Here is a 21,002-nt window from a genome sequence, read left to right as displayed (position 1 = left end):
GGGATCCGGGCGCTGCGCCGCCCGCGCCCGCCGCCCCACCAGCGCCTGCTCGTGCGTCCGCGGCCGGTCACCGGGAGCGCCGGGGCCGGCCCGTGAATCCCCCGGGGGGCCGCGTCCGGCCCGTCTGGCCGCCCGCGCGGCTTCAGGGTCCGCCGCTGTACGGCAAACGGGTGTGCCTGTACCGGCAGGTGTGGTGTGTCAGCGCTGCCGTGCCCGGCCCGGCGCACACTGCTTGCAAGATCGTCATATGGACCGCCTGGCACACCCGTCCCCGTCCCGGCTGGCCCAAGCCACTGCACCGCTGGACCGGGGCAGGACACACCAGCCGGTGCCCAGCGCCGGACCGGACTGCTGGGGGGATGTGTTCAGCCGCCTCATCGACGGGCGGCCGGTGTGCTTCGTTAGGCCCCATGACACCGCCCGCCCCACCTGGGTCGCCTACGAGCAGCAACGGTGTCTGGGAACGCTGCACGCGCGGACCGATCTCGACGGGCTGTGGCATGTGCAGACGCTGGGCGAGCGCCATGCGCTGCTGGACGACGCGGTCCGGGCGCTGCGCCGCCCGCCGGCCTGGCCACACGAACGCGACCGCGCCCGCCGCTGGGCCCGGGAGGTACTGGCCGACCCGGACCTGCTCGTGGTCGACATCCAGACCACCGGACTGCACAACCCCTGGGCGGTGCAGATCGGCGCGGTGGACGGCACCGGGACGGTACTCATCGATGAGCTGGTCGATCCGCAGGCCGACATCGAAGCGGCCGCCGGCGCCCTGCACGGCCTGACCGCCGCACACCTGAGAGGCGCCCCGGTCTTCGGTGCCCTGCTGCCCCGGCTGACCCCTGTCTTCTCCGGCCGGCGCTGCGTGGCCTACAACGCCTCCTTCGACCGCGCGGTGCTGGAGCGGGAGCTGCTGCGCCACCACGCATCCCGGACGCCGGTGCGGGCGTGGCTGGGCAGGTGCCGGTGGGAGGACGCCATGGGACCGGCATCGGTAGCCAAGGGCCTGTGGTCGGCGGAACACGGTACCTACCGCAACCAGCGGCTGGGAGGCCGCTACGACGCTGCCGCCAAATGCCGTGCTCTGCTGGAGAATCTGCGCCAGGTGGCGGGCTTGAGCCACGACGCGATCTAGGGTTCGCCGGGATGCCGGTCGAGCAGCGAGGGCGCCGGACCGGTACCTGCAGGACGTACCCCGATGCTGCCGTCGGCCCTCAGGGACCATCGCCGCCCCGGGGAGGTCCGCTGTGCGACGACGGCGCCTCGTTGGCCGAAGGCACCGCCGCACAGGATTGTGCGGACGAGCCCCGCGCGCATCGGGGTGCTGGGCCGGTGGCGCGCCAGCGCGCCGCGGGTCATGGGTCGGCCGGCTGCTCGACGGCCGTGGCCGGGGAGCACGATGGTGTCCTCCTCCCGCTCCGGTCGGCCGGCGGATGGGCGGGCAGCGGATCGCGTAGTTGGGGCAGGAGCGGGGACGCGGGATCCAGAAGAGCTCGCAGCACCGGCAGGGGGAGCGCTTCCTGACGCAGGACTGCCCCCGCCGTCAGCAGGCCGGCCACCGAGGGCGCCATCTCCGCAGGAAGCCATGAGACGGCCTCACGGACACGTTCGGCTGGTGCTGGGGGAACGCGGCGGGCGGTCCGGGTCAGCAACGCCTGGTAGAGGCCGACAGCGGGCACCAGGGCAGGCAAACCTGCCGCGCGGCCTCTCACATCGGCCTGCCGCGCGCACTCCAGACCGTCGAGGTCCAAGTCGGCGTACAGCAGGATGGAGTCCGCGCGATGGTCGCGTTCGCGGAAGGACTCGACAGCGGTGGGCAGGGAAGCCACCAACTGGTCTCCCGCCCCGTATCCGAGCCACCCCACCTGACCGCGATCGGGCCACTCACCCAGGATCTGGCGCAGGCTGCTGAACGCCGCGCTGTTCTCCACGATGAGCAGCCAGGGCGCCGGCCCGAGCTCGTACATGGCCAGCGGGGCTGGCGTCGGCCGGGCCCGCAGATGATCAGCGATGTCGAGGATTCCGCGGGTGACCAGCCGATGCCGTTCGATGCCGTGAAGGTACTTTTCGTCGCGGTAGAGCTGGTAGGAGCGCTCGGCGAGGGGGATGAGCTCGGCATCCGGATCGTCGCGCAACAGCGCGTTGACCGGAGCCAGAAGCTCGTGGTCGCCGGTGGTCAGAGGCAGGGCCGCAAGCCCGGACAGTTGCCGCACCCACGCCCGCGGCCCGGGCCGGTCCCGGACCGCGAGGGTCAGGGGAGGGCGTTTGACCCACAGGGGGAGGGGCGGGTGCGCGGAGTAGTCCCATCCGCGGTGGCCGCGGCAACAGCGCCAGGCCGCGCCGGACCAGCTCCTGGGCGGCGTCGGCGAGCACCCGGCGCCGGTGGGGGGAGGAGGGGAGACGGGAGTCCTCTTGTTCGGCGGCGCCCGCCAGCGCGTCGAACTCGACGCGCTGGCGGGGCTGCCCGGCCAGATAGGCGGCCATGCGGTCCGCCGCGGTCATACCGCTTCCCCGGCCGCGGACGCCTCTTCGGTTTCCCCGCCGGCCTGGCTGGTGTGGGTGCGGCGCAGGAGCCGCGCCGCGGTGATGCCATCGCCACCGGCCCGCTCCGCCGCGCGCGTCACGGCGTCACCGTAGCGCTCTGCGATCTGCACGTACCTGCGTCGTGTCCTCAGATCGATGCCGTTGCGGAGCCGGATGACGAGAGGGAACCGCCCCAGTGCGGGGAGGTCGTTGGTGCCTGTTGTGTACACCAGTTGGATGCCGTGGGCGGCCGCGACGCGGCGCTGCAGCGAGATGAACGGCCCGTAGTTGGCTTTGCCGAACGGGTTGTCCATGATCAGGGTGCCGACTCCGCCGGGGACGCGCCGGTCGCGTTTCGCAGCCCGCATCCGGGCCAGCGTGCAGTACAGCAGGACGGAGACGGTCAGGAGTTCACCCCCGCTGAACTTCTGAATGACGGTCACGGATTCCCGTTCGACGGTCTCCAGACTCTGGGCCGGTTTGATGATCTTGGCGACGATGTTGCCGCGGCCGCCGAGCGCGGCCAGAACCAGTCGCTTGGCCAGGGGCATGGCGTCGGGGAGCGTGGTGGCCTTGCCGGTGGATCCGGCCGGCAGCGCGGCGATCATGCGGTCGATCTCTGCGGCCAGTCTGCGCTCCAGTTCCTCCCCGCGTGGCCGGTGGCGCACCTCGAAGGACAGGAATTGCTGCCCCGACCAGCTGCCGAGCCCTTTGGGCAGGCGGGAGTGGTGGGCGACCTCATCCAGGTCGTGCAGGATCGCTTCGACCAAAGCGGTACAGCTGCGCACCACCATGGCCTGGTCCTCGGTGATTTCCTCCAGCAGTTCGCGAACCTTCCGTTCGCGTTCTTCGATGTCTTCCAGGAGCTCGGCCAGCCGCCGAGGCTGAGAGAGGGTCTGCTCCAGCCTGGCCCGCAGGCGCCCGTCGACAACCTGGAGGTACTGCGGGTCATGGGCCAGCCGCTCCACCGACCGCACCGCTTTGTCCAGGGTTTTGAGTGCTGTCGCGTGTCCGCGGACGGCATGGTCCAAATCGGCGGTGATCTCGCCGCAGATGCGTTCCGCGTCCTCGGGCAACAAACTGCTCGCCGTGGCGGCGGACAGACCATGGGTTTCCAGCAAGACAGCGTCGGTCGGACTTGCGGCTGGTTCCTCGACCGTGCCAGGTTCCTCGGCGTCCTCGTGACGGCTCGCCGCGGAGCTGAGCACGTTCGCGGTCTGGGCCAGCAGCGCCGCATCGTTCCCGGCCCTGAGCGCCATCCTCAGGCCGCGTCTGCCGCGCACCCGCACGGGGCAGCGGCGGGTCGTGCAGGCGCTCATGCTGTTGTGCGTGCTGGCGTTGCTGCCCGCCACGTGGGTGTTCACGGCGGCGGACGACCGGCTGCGCACGACGGCCGATGTCCCGCGTACCAACGTGGCCGTGGTCTTCGGCGCGGGCCTGCTGTGGAACGGTGAGCCGTCGGTGTTCCTCGCCACCCGGCTCGACGCGGCGGCGGAGCTGTACCGCAAGGGCCGCGTCGAGATGGTGCTGGTCACCGGCGACAACAGCAGCGAGCACTACAACGAGCCGCACTCCATGCGCCATTACCTCACCCATCGAGGCGTGCCCGACGCTCGGATCGTCAGCGACTACGCCGGCTTCGACACCTGGGACTCCTGCGTGCGCGCCAAGAAGATCTTCGGCGTCGACCGCGCGATCCTCGTCAGCCAAGGCTTCCACATCCGCCGGGCGGTCACCCTGTGTCGGCAGGCGGGTGTCGACTCGTACGGCGTCAGTGCGGCCGACCACCACGATGCGGTCTGGTACTACGGTGCCACTCGCGAACTGTTCGCCGCGGGCAAGGCGGCCGTGGATGCGGCGTTCGAGCCGGGCCCCCGGTTCCTCGGGCCAAAGGAACCGGGCGTGGCGCGGGCGCTGACCGAGGCCCGATGACCGGGGCGGTCGTGCTGCGCGGGAGCGGAAAGCAGCGTCGCGTACGCCCCGTGCACGGCCGGGGAGACAGCACGGCACTGTGAGCGCGGCATCGGCCGGTAGGTCCGACGGATTTGACGGCGGTCGGTCCGCGGAGGGCTGCCAGGCGCTATGGACCTGCAGAGGATTAACCTGTGGGTTTTAAGGCTTGACCTCGCAGGTCAGCGCGCTGCCTATCTGCGTTTTGTTCTGCAGGTCCTAAGCCGCTTAGTGGGATAGAAGATAAGATGCGGTCGACCGGCTGCGTAACGCCAACCCGGTGTCGAGCCGGACGGTGTGCCGTCATCGGGAATCTGCCGGGGAACAGCGGCTGTCGTGTCCATCGCTGAGCGGTCGGTCGGCTCCGCGCCATGTCGTCGCCCCCTTCGGCCGCCCGGGGCGCCCCCACTCCGTGAGCCCTGCCCGTACCACGCGCCAGTCACAGACGAGGAGAATCAGTGCTTCGCTCATCCCTTGCCGACCCGCCCGCCGACATCACCGACGCCACGCCGGCCGGTCGTCGCCGAATAGACCGTGTCGCGCTGGTGACGGGCGCCGCGGTCGGCGTCGGTTTCGGCGGGTTGTATCTGCTGGGCCTGCTGGCCGGCGATGACGACGTTCCCGCAGGCACCAGAGTGAGCGGCGTGGACATCGGAGGGCTGAGCCGCTCGCAGGCACGGGAGAAGCTGGACGGCAGCCTGGGCGGGGCCTGGTCGGAGCCGGTGAAGGTGCGCGTCGGCGACAGCACCGCCACCATCCACCCGTCTGCTGCCGGCCTCGCTCTGGACAGCGAGGAGACCGTCGCCCGTGCCGCACAGGCGGGGTCCGACCCGTTCACCGTGATCGGCCGCCTGTTCACGAGCGGCGACCGCGAAGTCGACCCGGTCGTCCGCGTCGACGAGACGAAGGCCCGCGCAACGTTGGCCAGGATGGCGAAGACACACGATCGCAAGGCCCGGGAGGGCGCCATCACCTTCCACGGGGGCGAACCGGTGCCCGTCAAGCCGGTCACCGGACAGTCCCTGGACGTGGACGGAGCGCTCAGGACGCTGGCCTCAGTGGTACCCGGCCGGACGGCGGAGCCGGTCCGGCTGCCGGTCCGTACGACCAATCCCCGGGTCGGGGCAGCGGAGGTGAACCGCGCGATGAAGGAGTTCGCCACGCCCGCCATGTCGGCCCCGGTCACGCTCACCACGAGCGGCCGGAAGATCGAGATCAGCCCGGCGACACTCGGCAAACACCTCACGATGAAACCCGACAAGACGAACCGGCTCACACCGGCACTCGACGGCACGGGGCTCCTGGCCGATCCGGCGGTGGCAGGCCCGCTCACACAGGCCACCGACAAGGCGGTCAACGCGAAGCTGCGCCTGGACGGCGAGCGGGTCGTGGTGGCCTCGGACGGCAAACCCGGCCAGGAGGTCACGGCCGAGGCGGTCCAGGAGGCCGTACTGCCGCTGCTGACCAGGGCCGGTACGGCCCGCACCGCGGCGGTGGCCACCGAGAAGGTGGAGCCGAAGCTGACCCGCGACAACGTCGGCCGACTGGGCATCAAGGAGAAGATGTCCAGCTTCACCGTCAACTTCGAGCCCGCGCCGTACCGTGTGACGAACATCGGCCGTGCCGCGGAGCTGATCAATGGATCGGTCGTGCTGCCCGGCGAGACCTGGAGCCTGAACCGCACCGTGGGCGAGCGGACCGAGGCCAACGGCTTCGTGGAAGGCATCATCATCAACGGCGACCAGTTCGAGAAGGCGGCCGGGGGCGGCGTCTCCGCAGTCGCCACCACGGTCTTCAACGCGGTGTTCTTCGCCGGCGTCAAGCCGGTCGAGTACCGGGCGCACTCGTTCTACATCGAGCGCTACCCGGAGGGCCGGGAGGCGACGGTGGCCTGGGGCAGCCTCGACCTGAAGTTCCGGAACGACTCGGGCAACGCCATCTACATCGACGCGCGTGCCACGGACACCTCCGTCACGGTCACCTTCCTCGGCACCAAGAAGTACGACTCCGTCGAAGCGGTCAAGGGCCCGCGCACCAATGTCAAGCAGCCGGGAACCCGCAAGGGCTCCGGGGAGAAGTGCGTGCCGCAGACCCCGCTCGAAGGCTTCGACGTCGCGGTCGACCAGGTCTTCAAGAATGACGGCAAGGAAGTCAAGCGGGAGACCTTCAAGACCCGGTACGTGCCCCGCGACGAAGTCACTTGCGACTGAGCGGCCGCCGGTCGGCGAGCCCCGGATCCGGCACCGCGCCCCGGGCGGGAAGCCGTCCGGCGGGGCCACGCGCATCACGACCGTCCGACGCGGCGTCACAGGTCATGGGGCGTTGGCGCGGTCGCCGGCGGCTCCGGGTCCGGCTGGTCACATCCATCGGCTGTGTGGTCGTCGGTCGAGCGGCCGGCGCCAAAGGCGGCAGGACCGGCCTTCCCCCGGCCTGGGGCCGGGAGAGTTCCCGCATGGGCGAGGACTCCCGGCGGCGGACCGATACCTCTCGGCCGAGGCGGATCAGGCCGGTCCGACGGCGTCGTGCGGCGGCATCGCCTGCTGGGCTCGTCGCAGCGAGACGAAGGTGACGGCTGCCATGGCGACCATGACCGCCGTCGAGATCAGGAAGGCGGGCGAGGTGGGGGAGGACGCCGAGGCGCCGGCAGTCACGTACGCGGCGGTGCCCGGCAGCACACCGACCGCCGTCGCGGCGGTGAACGACCAAAGGCGTATTCCGGAGAAGGCGGCGGCAAAATTGATGGCCTGGAACGGAATGCCCGGCACCATGCGCAGGAGCAGCATGCTCCGGAAGCCATGAGCGGTAAGTCGGCGGTCCAGGGCGGCGAGGACCTTCTTCTTCAGCAGCGGCTGAAGCGCGTCCCGCCCAAGGCCACGTCCGAGGCCGAAGGCCAGTGCCGCGCCCAGGGTCGTTCCGGCCACAGCCAGCATCAGTCCCTGGGGAACGCCGAAGAGAACCCCAGCCGCCGCGTTCAGCACCGGTTTGGGGAAGAAAGCGAGGGTCGCCAGGGCGAAGACGGCGACGAAGGCCGGCGCGGCCCACATCGCATACGGTCCGGAGGAAAAGCCCTGGAGGAGGAGCTGTCGTGGGCTCCACACGAGCAGGGAGCTTGCCGCGGCCACCAGCAGCGTGACGAGGAGAGCCAGCCGGACGAGCGGAGGTATGGGCACGGTGCGAGTGTACCGACCGGGAGTTTTTGGGAATTCTGAGGCGGCGGACAGGATGTCCATACCAGAAAGGTTCGTGAAGTCAATCGGGCGCAAGTGCGTCCCGCGCAGCCAGGCTCGTGCGACACAGGGGTGCTTTTTTCGCGTGATCGACGCCCGCGGCATCCTCAACACTGACCAGTGGCGCCAGGCCGGCTGGATCGTCCGAGCTTTCGGACCCTTTCCGGCAACATCAGGAAGGGGCAGAAAGGGACACGGCTTTCGAACCGGCAGGCAGGAGCGGACACGCTTCGCGGATGGCATTCGATCGGCGGAACGACGCACCAGGTGTGTTCCTCCTTGGGCCGGTCAGGAAGGCCCGAGCGAAAGAGACAATGCCGATGGGCCGGCAGAAAGCCGACAGGCCGCGACGGCCAAGACTGCCGAGACAGGAGCGGTTCATGGCCATCCCCACCGCAGGACTGGCGTTCGACAGGCCAACCGGGTACGTCATGCCGATGATCCGGGCCGGGATGATCGAGGTCGAGCGCAAGGGACGGCCTCGCGGAGAAGCCCCCGAGATCGCGGTCCTCTCCGACTGCTACAAGCAGTTCACCCATGAGGGACCTCAGCGGCTCGTCATGGACCTCGCCTGCACCGCCGCCGAGGCGACCACCATGTTCGCCGGGATGAGCCCGCTCAACGAGCTTGAGCTCCTGCAGCAGTTCTCCGCCAAACGCCCTCTGAGTCGTTGTTTCGCTGCGTAAGTGTGTGGCGGTCCGGCACGATGGCCGGATGGCGAGGACGGGGCGGCCGAAGACCGAGCTGGTGGTGACCGACGAGGAGCACGAGGCCCTGACGCGCTGGGCCAGGCGCCGGAGATCATCGCAGGCGCCGGCCCTGCGGTGCCGAATCGTGCCGGAGCGCGCGACCGGGGCATCCAACAAGGACGTGGCCGCCCGACTCGGTGGGGAGGCGCACACCGTGGGACGGTGGCGGGCCGGGTCGTCCGCGACCGGCTGGGCGGGCTGGTGGACGAGCCCCGTCCCGGAGCTCCGCGGACGATCACCGACGAGCAGGTCGAGGAGGTGATCGTCAAAACGCTGGAGGCCACGCCGCAGAACGCCACCCACTGGTCGACGCGGTCGATGGCCGCCGAGGTGGGCCTGTCGCAGTCGGCCGTCTTTCGGATCTGGCGCACCTTCGGCCTCAAGCCGCACCTGATTGACACCTTCAAGCTCAGTCGGGACCCGCAGTTCGTCGCCAAGGTCCGCGACATCGTCGGGCTGTATCCGGCTCCGCCCGAGCACGCGCTGGTGCTGTGCGTGGACAGGAAGACCAGGCTCCAGGCGCTGGACCGGTCCGCACCGGTGTTGCCGATGAATGCCGGGCATGCCCGAGCGCCGCACCCACGACTGTGTGCGGCAGAGTCACCACCCTGTTCGCCGCGCTGAATACCGCCACCGCAACGGCGGGCACACCGCGAAGCGGTGGCAGATTCGGCCGCGCGGCACAGGGCGCGCCACCCGTTCGCCCTCTCTGCGGGGGCGTATCGCGCCGTGGAGGAATGCCGCTCGTAGACGTTCACGGCGAGGTTCCGTGAAGCATGTGATGGTTACCGCTGCGGCATGGTTGCGGCCGAGACGGGTCTCCGCCTGCACCGCACCGGGCGACTGGCACCGGCCATCCCGCAGCAGGCGCAACTCGTCACGGTCTGAAGCCATACCCGCCACATCCAGGGTGGGCACCGGCCGGTGCCCACCCTGGGACTTCCCGGACGGCCTGCGGCGGCACAGATCCGCCCGGAGGTGTCTCTACCTGCGGTAGCCGAGGGTGGTCATCATGCCGGTTTCGGCGTGGTAGATGTTGTGGCAGTGGATCATCCACAGGCCGGGGTTGTCCGCGTCGAAGTCGACGGTGAGGGTCTTGCCCGGCAGGACGATCGCGGTGTCCTTGCGGGGGCCGCCGCCGGTCAGGGCGAATGTGTGGCCGTGCAGATGGACGGGGTGCCACATCGTCGTGGTGTTGGTGAAGACCAGGCGGACCCGCTCGCCGGCGCGGATCGGGTAGCGCTGCGACGGGTCGTACCGCTTGTTGTTGAAGCCCCAGTCGTACTTGGCCATGCCGCCGGTGAGCTTCAGCTTCACCGTCCGGTCCGGCTTGCGGGCGGGCAGACGCACACTCCGGTCGGCCGTGAGCCGGTCGGCCGTGAGCAGCCGTCCGGACAGCTCCGCCGGCCGGACGGACGGGCCCGGCGCGGAGCCGCTCCCGGTGCGCAGGAGCGCCATGGCCGTCTCCTTCTTGCCTTCGGCCAGGGCGACCAGAGGGAAGACGCCGTCCTCGGCGGTGACCAGGACGTCGTAGCGCTCGCCCATGCCGAGCAGCAGCGCGTCCGTCGTCGCGTGCTCGACCGGGAAGCCGTCGGTGTGCGTCACGGTCATCTCGTGGCCGCCGAGTGCGACCCGGAACGCCGTGTCACCGCCCGCGTTGATGATCCGGATCCGGATGCGGTCGCCGGGCTTGGCGCGGAAACTCTCCGGAGCGTCGGTGGTGCGGCCGTTGACCAGGTAGTAGGGGTAGGCGACATCGCCCGCGTCCCCTCCCAGCAGGTCGCTCGTCGCACCCATCATCATCCGGGACGGGCCGGAGGCGCCGGGCGAGGGCGACTTCTCCTCGGCCGCCGACATGCCGCTCATGTCATGGCCGCCGTGGCCCATGTCGCCGTGGTCCATGTCCCCCATGCCCTTGCTGAGTTCGGCGAGCACGGCGTCCGGGGTGCTGCCCTCCACCCCGTCGACCCAGTCGTCGAGGACGACGACCCACTCCTTGTCGTACCGCAGCGGCTCCCTGGGGTCCTCCACGATCAGCGGCGCGTACAGTCCGCGGTCCTGCTGCACACCGGAGTGCGGATGGAACCAGTAGGTGCCCGGGTGCGGGACGGCGAAGCGGTATTCGAAGGAGGCCCCGGCCTTGATCGGCCGCTGCGTCAGGTCGGGCACGCCGTCCATGTCGTTGCGCAGCGCCAGCCCGTGCCAGTGCACGGAGGTCGACTCGGGCAGGTGGTTGGCGAGGGTGAGGGCGAGGGTGTCCCCGGCGGTGACGCGGACCTCCCGGCCCGGCAGCCGGTCGCCGTAGGCCCAGGTCCTGACCGTGGGGCCGCCCAGGTCGAGCCGGGTCTGGACCGCGGTGAGCTTCACCTTCCGCTCGGGGCCGGGGTTGCGCCTGGCCTCGGCGTCGGCGACCTCCCGGCCGTCGGGCGAGACGTAGTCGCCCGCGGGCGCGGCCGAGGGTTTGTTGTCGTGGCCGGCGTGGTTGGAGGAGCCGGCGCAGGCGGCGAGCAGGCCGCTGCTGGTAGCGGCGATCCCCGCGCCGAGCACGGCGCGGCGGGTGGTTGTGCGCATGGATGGGTGCACCTCGTGGTGTCGGCGTGAAGGGGGGCGCGGAGGCCGCTCCGGGTGGAAGCGGCAGGCGCGACCCCTATATGCGCAGCACCGACAACCGGGCGAGGGGTATCCGGCCTCCCGGCGGAGGTACCGGCCACAGGACCCGCAGGAGGCGTGCGCGGACAGCGCCCAGGCGGTCGGCGGCCCCGCGCGAGAGGCCTGCGGCGGTCAGCAGGGCGACGGCGCACACGGCGAGCACGGCCAGGCACATCGATGTGGGATCCAGCCCCGCGCCGGGGGCCGGATCATCCGCGGTCGGCATGTCGACGGAGGTGTTCGGCGCCGCATGGGCGGCGTGGCCGGCGGAGACGTCGAGCACCGGCTCGGTTGAGGACACGGAGCCGTGCGAGGGGGTCCGCTGGGTGGGGTGGCCGAAGGAGTGCATCGTGACGATGCCGCCCAGGACGGCGGACAGCAGGAGCAGCCGGACGGTCCAGGCTACGAACCTCCGTGGCTCCATCACACCTCCCGCATGTGCTCTCTGCGTCGATATTACCCCTGGGGGGTAATCGCGGTCGCAGGGGCCCGGCCCGTCGGAGGAGGCTTCAGCCGATGCGTACGCCCCACATGAAGGGCATGCCGCTGGTGCTGATCGCCTCGTACCGCACGACGGCGCCGGGCTTGGGGGAGTGGAGGATCTGCCCGTTGCCGGCGTAGAAGCCGACGTGGCTGAGGTCGGTGCGCATGATGATGAGGTCGCCGGGCTTGAGGGCGCTCAGGGAGTTGATCCGGGTGCCGATGTTGGCCTGGGCCTGGGAGGTCCGGGGTATGGAGACGCCCGCCTGGGCGAACGCCCAGGAGGTCAGCCCGGAGCAGTCGAAGGAGTTCGGGCCGGAGGCGCCCCAGACGTAGGGCATGCCGACCCGGGACTTGGCCGCCTCGAAGGCCGCGGCCGCGCGCTGTGAGGCGCTGGCCTCGTTGCCCAGGTCGACCCGCTGGCTGGCGCGGTTGGCCCGCTCCTCCTCGGCGGCGATCTTTGCGCGCTCCTTCGCGCTCAGCGTGTTGAGGAGCTTCTGGGCCTTGGCGAGCTTGCCCTGGATCTCCTTCTTCTTGTCCCTCAGTTCCTTGCGGGTGTCCTCCAGGTTCTTGAGCTTCTCCGAGGCCTCCTCGCGCTGCTGGGCGAGCGTGCGCTGCTTGGCCTGGACCTTCTTGAGCGTGCTGAGCTGCCGGCTGCTGAGCCGGTCCAGGGCGGCGGCCTTGGCCAGGTAGCTGTCGGGGTCGGAGGAGAGGAAGAGCTGGACGGAGGGGTCCACCCCGCCGCTGCGGTACTGCGCGGTGGCCAGCGAACCCAGGCCGTCCTGCAGCTTGTTCAGCTCGTCCTGGCCGCGGGCCACCGTGTCCTGCAGGTTGTCGACCTGCTTCTGGAGCTTGTCGTGCTTCTCCTTGGCGCCGTTGTACTTCTCGGTCGCCTGGGTGGCCTGCTCGTAGAGCCGGTCGACCTCCGCCTTCACACCCTTCTTGTTGGGGTCCGGCAGAGGGTCGGCCTGGGCGGACTGGGCGGTGAGGGCGACCGCCGCTGCGGCGGCGGTGGTGAGCACGGTCGTGTAGGCGTGGCTGGGCTGCTTGGGACGACGGTGGGACGCCACGGGGGCGAGCTCCTTCTTCCTCGGCCGCCTGCCGGACGCGGGACATCGGCCCGGTTCCGCGTGATCTGCCGCGGACTCGGCGGTACCTTCGCCGCCACCCCGGATGGGCGGCCGACCGTGCGAAGGCTCGGAGCGGATACTAATCAGCTAAGCGGTTTAGAAGCAATCGGCGCCGGTGTAACGCGTGCAGCATCACCGGTTGGGCCCAAAGGGGAGGAGGGCGGCTGTGACCTGTCCGGCCACTACGATGAACGGGCATTGGTTCGGCGGAGTGGAGAGTCCGGGACGAGGGATGGTTCGTGCGACCACTGGGTGAGCTGGAGGCGGAGATCATGAACCGCCTGTGGACCTGGGGGCGTCCGGCGACTGCGCGGGACATCCTCGCCGACCTCACCAGGACACGTCCCCTCGCCTACAGCACGGTCAAGACCGTCGCCGACATCCTGTACCGCAAGGGCCTGCTCCGGCGGGAGAAGGAGGGACGGGCCTGGCGGTACGAGCCCACCTGCACCCGGCAGCAGTACACCGCGGCGCTGATGCAGGATGCGTTGGGCGACAACCCCGACCCCGCCGGCACACTTCTCAGCTTTGTCGAGCAGATGTCGGCGGATGAGGTGGAGGCGCTGCGCTCGGCCCTGCGGGCGGCGCAGCGGAGGAACGAGGCGTGACAGCGGCGCTGCTTGCCGGATACGCCTTCCTCGTCGGTGTTGGCGCCCCGTACGCGCTGGCCAGAGCGCGGTGGGCCCATCACGCACCACGGCTGGCGGTCCTCGTCTGGCACGGGCTGATGGTGACCTTCGTCGTGACCGTCGCCCTGGTCCTGTACCACGTGACGCTGCGGGAGCGGCACGTTCATGATGGGCTACTCGGCCTGCTCACCGCCTGCGGTCTGCTCCCCGGGGCTTCGGCCTTCGGTCCGGCGCCGCACACCGCGGCCGACCCCGCCTCTCTTCTGCCACCGGCTCTCGTTGTGCTGCTCCCGGTCGGCTGGTTCCTGCGCACGGTATGGCGCACCCGGCGCGCCCAGCGCCGCCATCTGGACATGCTCGCCATGGTGGGCCGCCCGTCTCCAGAGCACGATGCGGTGGTCGTCGACCACGAGACCCCGGCCGTCTACTGCCTGCCCGGACGGTTTCGCAGGGTGGTCGTGACCCGCGGAGCGCTCAGGGTCCTCTCCCGGGAACAGTTCCACGCGGTGCTCGCGCACGAGCGAGCCCACATCATCGGGCGGCACCACCTGTGCCACGCGGCGACGGAGGCGTTCGAGCGGGCCTTCCCGAAACTGCCGCTCGCCCGGCACGCACGGGAGCAGACCGCCCTGCTGCTGGAGATGGCCGCGGACGACCGGGCACTGCGCTCCCACTCCCGGGAAACCCTGGCGGCCGCCCTGTGCGAGGTCGCTGCGGGCCAGGCGCCTCGAGCCGCCCTCGGCGCCGGCGGGCCGAGTGCGGCGATCCGGCTGCACCGGCTCCTCACCCCCAAGGCCGCGCCGCACCGCGCGATCCGGCTGGGCATCGTCGGCGGCTGCCTCGCGGGGCCCCTGCTGCCGTTGCTCATCGCCTGCGGTCCGGTCCTGGGCTGACCGCACCGTGGCCGGGACCATCGGCCTCCGCGCCCTGGCCACAGCGGAGGCATCCTGGCGGTGGGACGGCAACGCCGGCGCGGGCGTGGTACCGGCCCGGTCGACCGGGGAGGTGGCGGGCGATGATGTTCTGGTACGGCCACAACGTCAGCGGCTGGGGATGGTGGGTGATGTCGCTCGGCATGATCCTGTTCTGGGCGCTGGTCATCACCGCCGCCGTCCTGCTCTTCCGCGCTCTGGACCGCCCTCGGGACCGCCCCCGCACCCCTGCGGGACCGTCCGCCGAGCAGCTTCTGGCCGAGCGGTTCGCCCGCGGCGAGATCAGTGAGGAGGAGTACCGGAGCCGTCTGGCCGTCCTGCGCTCCTCCGGTCCCTCCGCCAAGTCCTGATCGGGGCACAGTCCGCCGTCTGTTCCGCTAGCAGGAGACCCGCCGTGAACGGCGAAACCAACTACGGCCTGTACGCGCTGGCGGTCGCCACTGCCCTCGTTGGCACGCCGACCTCCGGCGTGCCCGCCGGAACGCTCTTCGTCCTGACCATCGCCGCCGCATGCCCGCTGATGATGTTCCTCACGATGCGCGGCACGCACCATGGCGGCCCCGGTCAGGACACCGAGCGGCCACACCAACCGCACACGCACGGCTACCGCCGGCACGGAGCCGATCGGCCGTAAGGCCCCGGCCTCGCGCTCCGCTGAAGGACACCTGGAGGACACCGTGGCAGCCATGCTGGCCGTCCTGGCAGGGACGCTGATCCTGGCGGCCATGATGTACGACGCCGCCCGCCTGATCACGCCCCGCGAGCCCCGCTGCCCGCCTCTGGCCCGGCTGCTCGGGCGCCGCGCCGCGCTCGAGGCCGCCGAGCGGTGGTGCGTCGGCCTGCGGCTGCACGGTCGTATCGATCGGGAGACCTATCGGAAGCGGATGGACCGCCTCGCCCGCGGACGGCGCACGGCGGAGCACATGGCTGCTCCCAGGGGGCGTGGTGATGACTGACCCCGCCCGCGCCCCGTGGTCATCGGCGGGGAACGGTCACGCCGGACTGGTCCGGCCTGACGACGACGGCGTGGTGCTCCGGGCTCCGGGACGGAGAAGACCTGCCGGCGCGGTGTGGGGCTGGTACGGCGCCGCATCCCCACCGTGCGTGGCGCGACCTGACGCCGGCTGCAGAAGAAATGACCGATCTGATCGCGGGCAGAACGGCTCGGGCAAGAGCCCTGATAAAGATCCCGGTCGGTGAGCCGGCAGCCGAGGCCGGTGCCGTCCTCTGCGGCCGGGCCCGCCTCCTGCCTGGCTACGGCGCCCGCCGCGTCCTGACCGACTCGACCGTCACTCCCGGCTTCGACGAGGTCTTCTCCCTGCGTCCGTTGAGGAGGCATGGCGGTCGGGCACACGAAACACGCCGGGCCCGCCGGACACGCAGGAGCTTCGGCCGGGGTCGGGGAGGGGGAGGGACTGCCCTCGCCGCACGAGGTGATGGGCCGTGGTGGTCGCGGCGGGGCGTCGATGGTGGCCGACGGTCGACCGTGCATCTGCTCCGCCTCCCGTGGGATGCGCAGGGCCGGGCGTACTCGCCGAAGCAAATACGCCATTTGCTTGGCTTGTTAACCCGACGTTGCGGGGGAGTTGGTAATCGGTCTGTGGCGAGCCGTTAGTATCACGGCATGGTCACGGCTTGGTCGCGTCGCGGCGTACCGCAGGCCCGCGCTTGTGCGGGTGCGCTGTTGCGTGCATTGGCTCTGGCCGTGATGCTGCTTGGCATGGTGTTCATGCACGGTGTGAACACTGAGAGCGTCGAAGGCCACCTCGCGATCAGCGCGGTGGCTCCCACGGCGACATCGACCGCGGGTGCGCGTGGAACTCCGGAGGCGGAGACTCCGTCCGGTGCCTCGGCGACGGACGACCGGCATAGTGGCCACGGCTGGACACACTCGGTCGAGTCCTGTGCTGCCGGGCAGCCTCAGCAGGGTCCGACGCTGGTGTCGCCCTGCCTTACGGTGTCGATTCGTGCATCGGACACTGCCGTGCGTGTCGTGCCGAAGCAGGGGTCTTCCCAGCCCGAGTCCCTGGGGACAGGGGGGACGGCTGTGAGATCTTCCGTGGTCCAGCAGGTCTAGGACCTTGGTAACCCCTACCCGGCCTGTCCGGTTCCCGCCCGCCCCCTGTGGGCGACCGGAGCGGTTCGGCCGGCTCCCGCACGACGTGCGCCGGACCCGGCGCCCGCGCGGGCGGACCCAGATCTGAGTCACCAGTATCGTCCTGCCCCCACCCATGCCTGCCGCCCCTCCCCGTCACACTCCGGGAGGCCGCGGCTGCACGGAGGACCTGTGCCGACACGCTTCCGTACGCCTGCGCCCGCCCGGTGCGCCACCCCTGGCGCACCTCGGCCGCGCCGATTCGTCTCCGTGGTCCGCGGTGTTCTGCTGTTGGCGCTGATCCTGTGCGCCATCGCACACGGTGCCGAGGAGACCCACCGACCGGAGCACCCCCCCGCCCCGTCGACGGCGTCGGCGGCCGGTCACCCGGAGCCCGACGCACCTCATGCGCCGCACGGTGCCAAGGAGTGCGCACCGGACGCGATCGGCCGCACGGCAACTCCGGCAGCGGAACTTCCACTCGCCGACGCGGGCGTCATGGCGGTGCTCGCGGCCGTACCCACGGCTGCGGCGGGGCCTTTCGCGCGCCCCGGAACGCACAGACGCCGCAGAGCGCGGACCGGCCGGATAGCACTGGCCCGTACGGCCCGGTGGCGCATCTAGACCACTCGCGTGCAGCCGCCGTCATCACCGGCTGCCGCGCGTGACGGTACGGGCGCGGACCGACCTCCGCCCCGGTCTCCGTGGCGCGCGAGATGAGCGTGCACAGCATTCATCGAGCGAGAGCGAAACAGATGCAGTCACCGACGAACACCGCCGCTGCCCCCAGGCAGTCCGCCCTGCTGTCCTTGGTGGGGAACACCCCGCTGCTGCGGGTATCGGAGCCCCTGACTCCTCCCGGCCGTGGCTTCTGGGCGAAGCTCGAGGGGTTCAACCCCGGCGGCATCAAGGACCGGCCGGGGCTTCACATGGTGGAGCGAGCCCGGGCCCGCGGGGACCTGCGCCCCGGCGGGAGGATCATCGAGTCCACCAGCGGCACCCTCGGCCTGGGGCTGGCCCTGGCCGGGATGGTGTACGGACACCCCGTCACCCTGGTCACCGACCCCGGACTGGAACCCTCCATGACCCGGCTGCTGGGCGTCTACGGTGCCGAAGTCGACATCGTCGCCGACCCCCATCCGACGGGCGGCTGGCAGCAGGCCCGGCGCGACCGGGTCACTCAACTGCTCGGCGCACACCCGGGATCCTGGTGCCCGGACCAGTACAACAACCCCGACAACGTCGCCGCCTACACCCCGCTGGCCCTCGAACTCGCCTCCGAGACCGGGCACATCGACGTCCTGGTGTGCAGCGTGGGCACCGGCGGGCACTCCGCGGGGGTGGGCCGGGTGCTGCGCCAGCTCTATCCGGACATCCGGATCGTCGGGGTGGACACCATCGGCTCGACCATCTTCGGGCAGCCCGCCCGCCCCCGGCTGATGCGCGGTCTGGGATCGAGCATCTACCCCCGCAACGTGGCCTATGAGCACTTCAGCGAGGTCCACTGGGTCGCCCCGGCCGAGGCGGTGTGGACCTGCCGTCAGCTGGCGGCCTCGCACTACGCCACCGGTGGCTGGAGCGTGGGCGCGGTGGCGCTGGTCGCCGGTTGGCTGGCGCGTACGCTGCCCGCCGACACGCGGATCGCGGCGATCTTCCCCGACGGGCCGCAGCGCTACCTGGGCACGGTGTACGACGACGAGTACTGCGCCCGCAACGGGCTCCTCGACGGGCCGCCGCCGGTGGAACCGGACCTCATCGGCCGTCCGGACGAGAAGGAGGTCACGCGCTGGACCAGGTGCACCGACGTGGTCGATCCCCTCACCCTCGACAACCGCTCCGTCCCAGGGGAGGCGCGGTGAAGGGCACCCTCGCACAGCTGCGTTCCTACGAACGCAGCGTCCAGCTGCTGATGGTGAACCAGTTCACCATCAACCTCGGCTTCTACATGCTGATGCCGTACCTGGCCGCTCACCTGTCCGGCACCCTTGGCCTGGCCGGCTGGCTGGTCGGACTGGTCCTGGGGGTGCGGAACTTCAGCCAGCAGGGCATGTTCCTCGTCGGCGGGACACTCGCCGATCGCCTGGGCTACAAGCCGATGATCGTGGCCGGATGTCTGCTGCGCACCATCGGTTTCGCCACCCTCGGGCTGGTGGACTCCCTGCCCGCGCTGATCGCCGCCTCCGCCGCGACCGGTCTGGCCGGTGCGCTGTTCAACCCGGCGGTCCGCGCGTACCTGGCCGCGGACGCGGGAGAGCGCAGGGTGGAGGCGTTCGCGCTGTTCAACGTCTTCTACCAGGCCGGGATCCTGCTCGGCCCGCTGGTCGGCATGGTGCTGACCGGGGTCGACTTCCGCATCACCTGCCTGGTGGCGGCCGGGATCTTCGCACTGCTCAGCATCGTGCAGATCCGTGCCCTGCCCGCCCGGCGGGCCGAGGACGCCAAGGCGAAGGACGGCGACGGCCGCCAGAGCGTACTGGCCCAGTGGCGCGGCATCCTCGCCAACCGGCCCTTCCTGCTCTTCTCGGGCGCCATGATCGGCTCGTACGTCCTCTCCTTCCAGGTGTATCTGGCCCTGCCGCTGGAAGTGCGCAGGCTCGGCGGGGACGGAGAGTTCGGGACGGCCGCCGTTGCGGTGCTCTTTGCCGTCTCCGGTCTGAGCACGATCCTCGGCCAGACGCGGGTGACCGCATGGTGCAAGGCGCGGTTCGAACCCGGGCAGGCACTGATCCGCGGCCTGGCGGTGATGGGCCTGGCGTTCGTGCCTCTCCTGCTGGCCACCGCCGTGCCCGTACCGGAATCCGGCGCGGGGCTGTGGCTGCTCGCGGCGGTTCCGCCGACGCTGGCCGCTCTGCTGCTGGCCGTGGGCACGATGATCGCCTACCCCTTCGAGATGGACACCATCGTCCGCCTCTCCGGCGACCGCTTGGTGGCTACTCACTACGGGCTGTACAACACCATCTGCGGTATCGGCATCACTCTCGGAAACCTGCTCACCGGCGCCGCGCTGGACGCCGCCCGCGCGGCGGGCATGCCCGCGCTGCCGTGGATCTCCCTGTTCGCCCTCGGCCTCGCCTGCGCGGCGGCCCTGTACGGCCTGCACCGCACCGGCCGGCTGGCGTCGCCCGTTGTGGAGCGCCGCCCCGCGACCGTCTGACCGTCCGGTCCGTGAACCCAGGGGCGGGCGCCGTGCGGCGCCCGCCCCTGCCGGGCCGTGCCACCATCCAGGAGCGATCGATGCCCACCCCTTCCGTGCCCACTCCGGAGCCGACGCCTCTGCGGCTCCGGCCGTTCCGGGCCGTGCGCTACGACCAGAACCGCGTCGGCGAACTGTCCGCCCTCCTGGCTCCGCCCCACGACGACCTCGATCCCGCGCGGATACGCGAACTCCGCGGCCTGCCCCACCACATCACCCGCCTGCTGTACACGCGCGATCCGCGGACCGCCGCCCGGGAACTGCGGCGCTGGCTGCAACGCGGCGTACTCCGGCGCGATGAACAACCAGCCCTCTACGTCTACCAACAACGACGAGGCGCCAGAATCCTGCAGCGCGGCCTGATCGGCGAGCTCCAGCTGCCCTCGCACGGCACCGGGCGCGCCGACCAGGTGCTGCCCCACGAGGACGTCTCTCCCGCCGTGGTAGGGCAACGCGCCGCCCATATGGCAGACCTGCGAGCCCAGCTGGAACCGCTGTTGCTGACCTACCAGGGCACGGCATCGACGGCCACCCAGGTCATGGACCACATCACCCGCCGTCCGCCGGTGGCCATCGCCCGTATCGCAGAGATCACCCACACTCTGTGGTCCTGCAGCGACGAAGACACACTCCCACTCATCACAAGCGGCCTGTCCGGCACACCGGCCCTCATCGCCGACGGCCACCACCGCTACGCCGCCTGCCTGGGCCTGGGTGGCGAGTCCGACTCACCCTGGAGCAGCAGTCTCGCTCTACTGGTCGACTCCACCGCCCACCCCTTGCGGCTCGCCGCGATCCACCGTGTGATGCCGGGCCTGGAACCGGAGAAAGCGGCCGCGACGGCGGCCGAGGTTGCCCGGGTACGGCCGCTTCCCGACGGACCCCGGCCGCCCGACCAGGGCGAACTGGTCCTCGTCGGCGCCGGACGGGCGTGGACGATCACCGATCCCGACCCCCGGGCGCTGCGGGAAGCCCTGACCGGACGGCCCAAGGAGTGGACGGCGCTTCCCACGGCCGTCAGTGACCACCTGCTGACGGCCGCCTGGTCGGTGCCCGACCTGCCCGGTGCCGTGCGGTACCTCCACGACGCCCGCCAGGCCGCCGATGTCGTGGCCTCGCCGGGCAGCGGATCCGCGCTCCTCCTGCCCGCCCTGACCGAGGACAGAGTCAGGCAGCTGGCCGAGGCCGGGGTGCTGCTGCCCCGCAAATCCACGTCATTCGGGCCCAAGCCGGCAGCCGGTCTCGCGCTTCGCGTTCTCGGACTGCCGTGACCGAGCGCCGGCGCGGACGGCGGATCTCAGCGCCGTGCACTCCGGCCTTGGAGAACAACGAAACAGCCGCTGTCGACGAGACCGAATGCCGAAGGGAGGGTGCCCGGCCATGGCCGGGCACCCTCCCTTACCGTCGTGCGGAAGCCGCACCCGTACACATCCGTCCGCCCCGGCCTG

At 71.0% G+C, this 21,002-nt stretch carries 19 protein-coding genes; 13 read left to right on the top strand and 6 right to left on the bottom strand.

Features of this window, described 5'->3' with window-relative positions:
* Positions 1-247: 247 nt before the first annotated feature.
* Entirely contained in the window at positions 248-1,132 is an 885-nt protein-coding gene (locus ACLIYP_RS00335) for a 3'-5' exonuclease (RefSeq protein ID WP_412711122.1), read from the top strand.
* Between the two features lie 220 nt (positions 1,133-1,352).
* Here ACLIYP_RS00335 and ACLIYP_RS00330 read toward each other — a convergent pair whose 3' ends face one another.
* Positions 1,353-2,210 carry a hypothetical protein gene (locus ACLIYP_RS00330; RefSeq protein WP_412711121.1) on the bottom strand — a complete coding sequence of 286 codons (858 nt, stop codon included), beginning with the start codon at positions 2,208-2,210 and terminating at the stop codon, positions 1,353-1,355.
* A 285-nt stretch (positions 2,211-2,495) separates the two neighbouring features.
* Entirely contained in the window at positions 2,496-3,839 is a 1,344-nt protein-coding gene (locus ACLIYP_RS00325) for a hypothetical protein (RefSeq protein WP_412711120.1), read from the bottom strand.
* On the opposite strand from ACLIYP_RS00325, the gene ACLIYP_RS00320 reads away from it, so the two are divergent.
* Together ACLIYP_RS00320 and ACLIYP_RS00315 are read left to right on the top strand one after the other, a co-directional pair.
* Entirely contained in the window at positions 3,838-4,452 is a 615-nt protein-coding gene (locus tag ACLIYP_RS00320) for a SanA/YdcF family protein (protein ID WP_412711187.1), read from the top strand. The genes ACLIYP_RS00325 and ACLIYP_RS00320 overlap by 2 nt on opposite strands.
* Positions 4,453-4,928: 476 nt before the next feature.
* Positions 4,929-6,680 carry a VanW family protein gene (locus tag ACLIYP_RS00315; RefSeq protein ID WP_459076336.1) on the top strand — a complete coding sequence of 584 codons (1,752 nt, stop codon included), beginning with the start codon at positions 4,929-4,931 and terminating at the stop codon, positions 6,678-6,680.
* A gap of 291 nt (positions 6,681-6,971) precedes the next feature.
* Here the strand turns inward: ACLIYP_RS00315 and ACLIYP_RS00310 are convergent, their stop codons facing one another.
* Complete coding sequence (locus tag ACLIYP_RS00310; protein WP_412711119.1) at positions 6,972-7,640, bottom strand: TVP38/TMEM64 family protein; 669 nt, start codon at positions 7,638-7,640, stop codon at positions 6,972-6,974.
* Between the two features lie 437 nt (positions 7,641-8,077).
* On the opposite strand from ACLIYP_RS00310, the gene ACLIYP_RS00305 reads away from it, so the two are divergent.
* Positions 8,078-8,383 carry a PIN domain-containing protein gene (locus tag ACLIYP_RS00305; protein WP_412711118.1) on the top strand — a complete coding sequence of 102 codons (306 nt, stop codon included), beginning with the start codon at positions 8,078-8,080 and terminating at the stop codon, positions 8,381-8,383.
* Positions 8,384-8,608: 225 nt separating this feature from the next.
* Positions 8,609-9,070, top strand: a complete 462-nt coding sequence (locus ACLIYP_RS00300; RefSeq protein ID WP_459076335.1) for a helix-turn-helix domain-containing protein — start codon at positions 8,609-8,611, stop codon at positions 9,068-9,070.
* A 360-nt stretch (positions 9,071-9,430) separates the two neighbouring features.
* Here the strand turns inward: ACLIYP_RS00300 and ACLIYP_RS00295 are convergent, their stop codons facing one another.
* The 3 genes from ACLIYP_RS00295 to ACLIYP_RS00285 all read right to left on the bottom strand — a co-directional run bounded on the left by ACLIYP_RS00295 (position 9,431) and on the right by ACLIYP_RS00285 (position 12,645).
* Positions 9,431-11,017, bottom strand: coding sequence for a multicopper oxidase family protein (locus ACLIYP_RS00295; RefSeq protein ID WP_412711117.1), 1,587 nt, complete (start codon positions 11,015-11,017; stop codon positions 9,431-9,433).
* A gap of 76 nt (positions 11,018-11,093) precedes the next feature.
* Positions 11,094-11,519 carry a hypothetical protein gene (locus ACLIYP_RS00290; protein WP_412711116.1) on the bottom strand — a complete coding sequence of 142 codons (426 nt, stop codon included), beginning with the start codon at positions 11,517-11,519 and terminating at the stop codon, positions 11,094-11,096.
* Positions 11,520-11,604: 85 nt separating this feature from the next.
* Positions 11,605-12,645, bottom strand: a complete 1,041-nt coding sequence (locus ACLIYP_RS00285) for a C40 family peptidase (RefSeq protein WP_412711115.1) — start codon at positions 12,643-12,645, stop codon at positions 11,605-11,607.
* A 299-nt stretch (positions 12,646-12,944) separates the two neighbouring features.
* Here ACLIYP_RS00285 and ACLIYP_RS00280 point away from each other — a divergent pair, with 299 nt between their 5' ends.
* The 8 genes from ACLIYP_RS00280 (at position 12,945) to ACLIYP_RS00245 (ending at position 20,825) form a co-directional block, all read left to right on the top strand.
* Positions 12,945-13,313 carry a BlaI/MecI/CopY family transcriptional regulator gene (locus tag ACLIYP_RS00280; RefSeq protein ID WP_412711114.1) on the top strand — a complete coding sequence of 123 codons (369 nt, stop codon included), beginning with the start codon at positions 12,945-12,947 and terminating at the stop codon, positions 13,311-13,313.
* Positions 13,310-14,227, top strand: a complete 918-nt coding sequence (locus ACLIYP_RS00275) for a M56 family metallopeptidase (RefSeq protein WP_412711113.1) — start codon at positions 13,310-13,312, stop codon at positions 14,225-14,227. Before ACLIYP_RS00280 ends, ACLIYP_RS00275 begins: the two co-directional genes overlap by 4 nt.
* A 122-nt stretch (positions 14,228-14,349) precedes the next feature.
* Complete coding sequence (locus tag ACLIYP_RS00270) at positions 14,350-14,616, top strand: SHOCT domain-containing protein (RefSeq protein WP_412711112.1); 267 nt, start codon at positions 14,350-14,352, stop codon at positions 14,614-14,616.
* A gap of 44 nt (positions 14,617-14,660) precedes the next feature.
* Complete coding sequence (locus tag ACLIYP_RS00265) at positions 14,661-14,900, top strand: hypothetical protein (protein WP_412711111.1); 240 nt, start codon at positions 14,661-14,663, stop codon at positions 14,898-14,900.
* A gap of 52 nt (positions 14,901-14,952) precedes the next feature.
* Positions 14,953-15,222, top strand: coding sequence for a hypothetical protein (locus ACLIYP_RS00260; protein WP_412711185.1), 270 nt, complete (start codon positions 14,953-14,955; stop codon positions 15,220-15,222).
* Between the two features lie 1,894 nt (positions 15,223-17,116).
* Positions 17,117-18,220, top strand: a complete 1,104-nt coding sequence (locus ACLIYP_RS00255) for a PLP-dependent cysteine synthase family protein (RefSeq protein ID WP_412711110.1) — start codon at positions 17,117-17,119, stop codon at positions 18,218-18,220.
* Positions 18,217-19,515 (top strand): MDR family MFS transporter, encoded by a 1,299-nt coding sequence (locus ACLIYP_RS00250; RefSeq protein WP_412711109.1) that lies wholly within the window; start codon positions 18,217-18,219, stop codon positions 19,513-19,515. Before ACLIYP_RS00255 ends, ACLIYP_RS00250 begins: the two co-directional genes overlap by 4 nt.
* An 80-nt stretch (positions 19,516-19,595) precedes the next feature.
* Positions 19,596-20,825, top strand: coding sequence for a DUF1015 family protein (locus tag ACLIYP_RS00245; protein WP_412711108.1), 1,230 nt, complete (start codon positions 19,596-19,598; stop codon positions 20,823-20,825).
* Positions 20,826-21,002 lie beyond the last annotated feature (177 nt).

Source organism: Streptomyces nanhaiensis, assembly GCF_046614825.1.
GTDB classification, from domain to species: Bacteria; Actinomycetota; Actinomycetes; order Streptomycetales; family Streptomycetaceae; genus Streptomyces; species Streptomyces radiopugnans.
The sequence above is the reverse complement of the archived record's forward strand: the minus strand, read 5'-3'. Positions and strand labels throughout refer to the sequence as shown.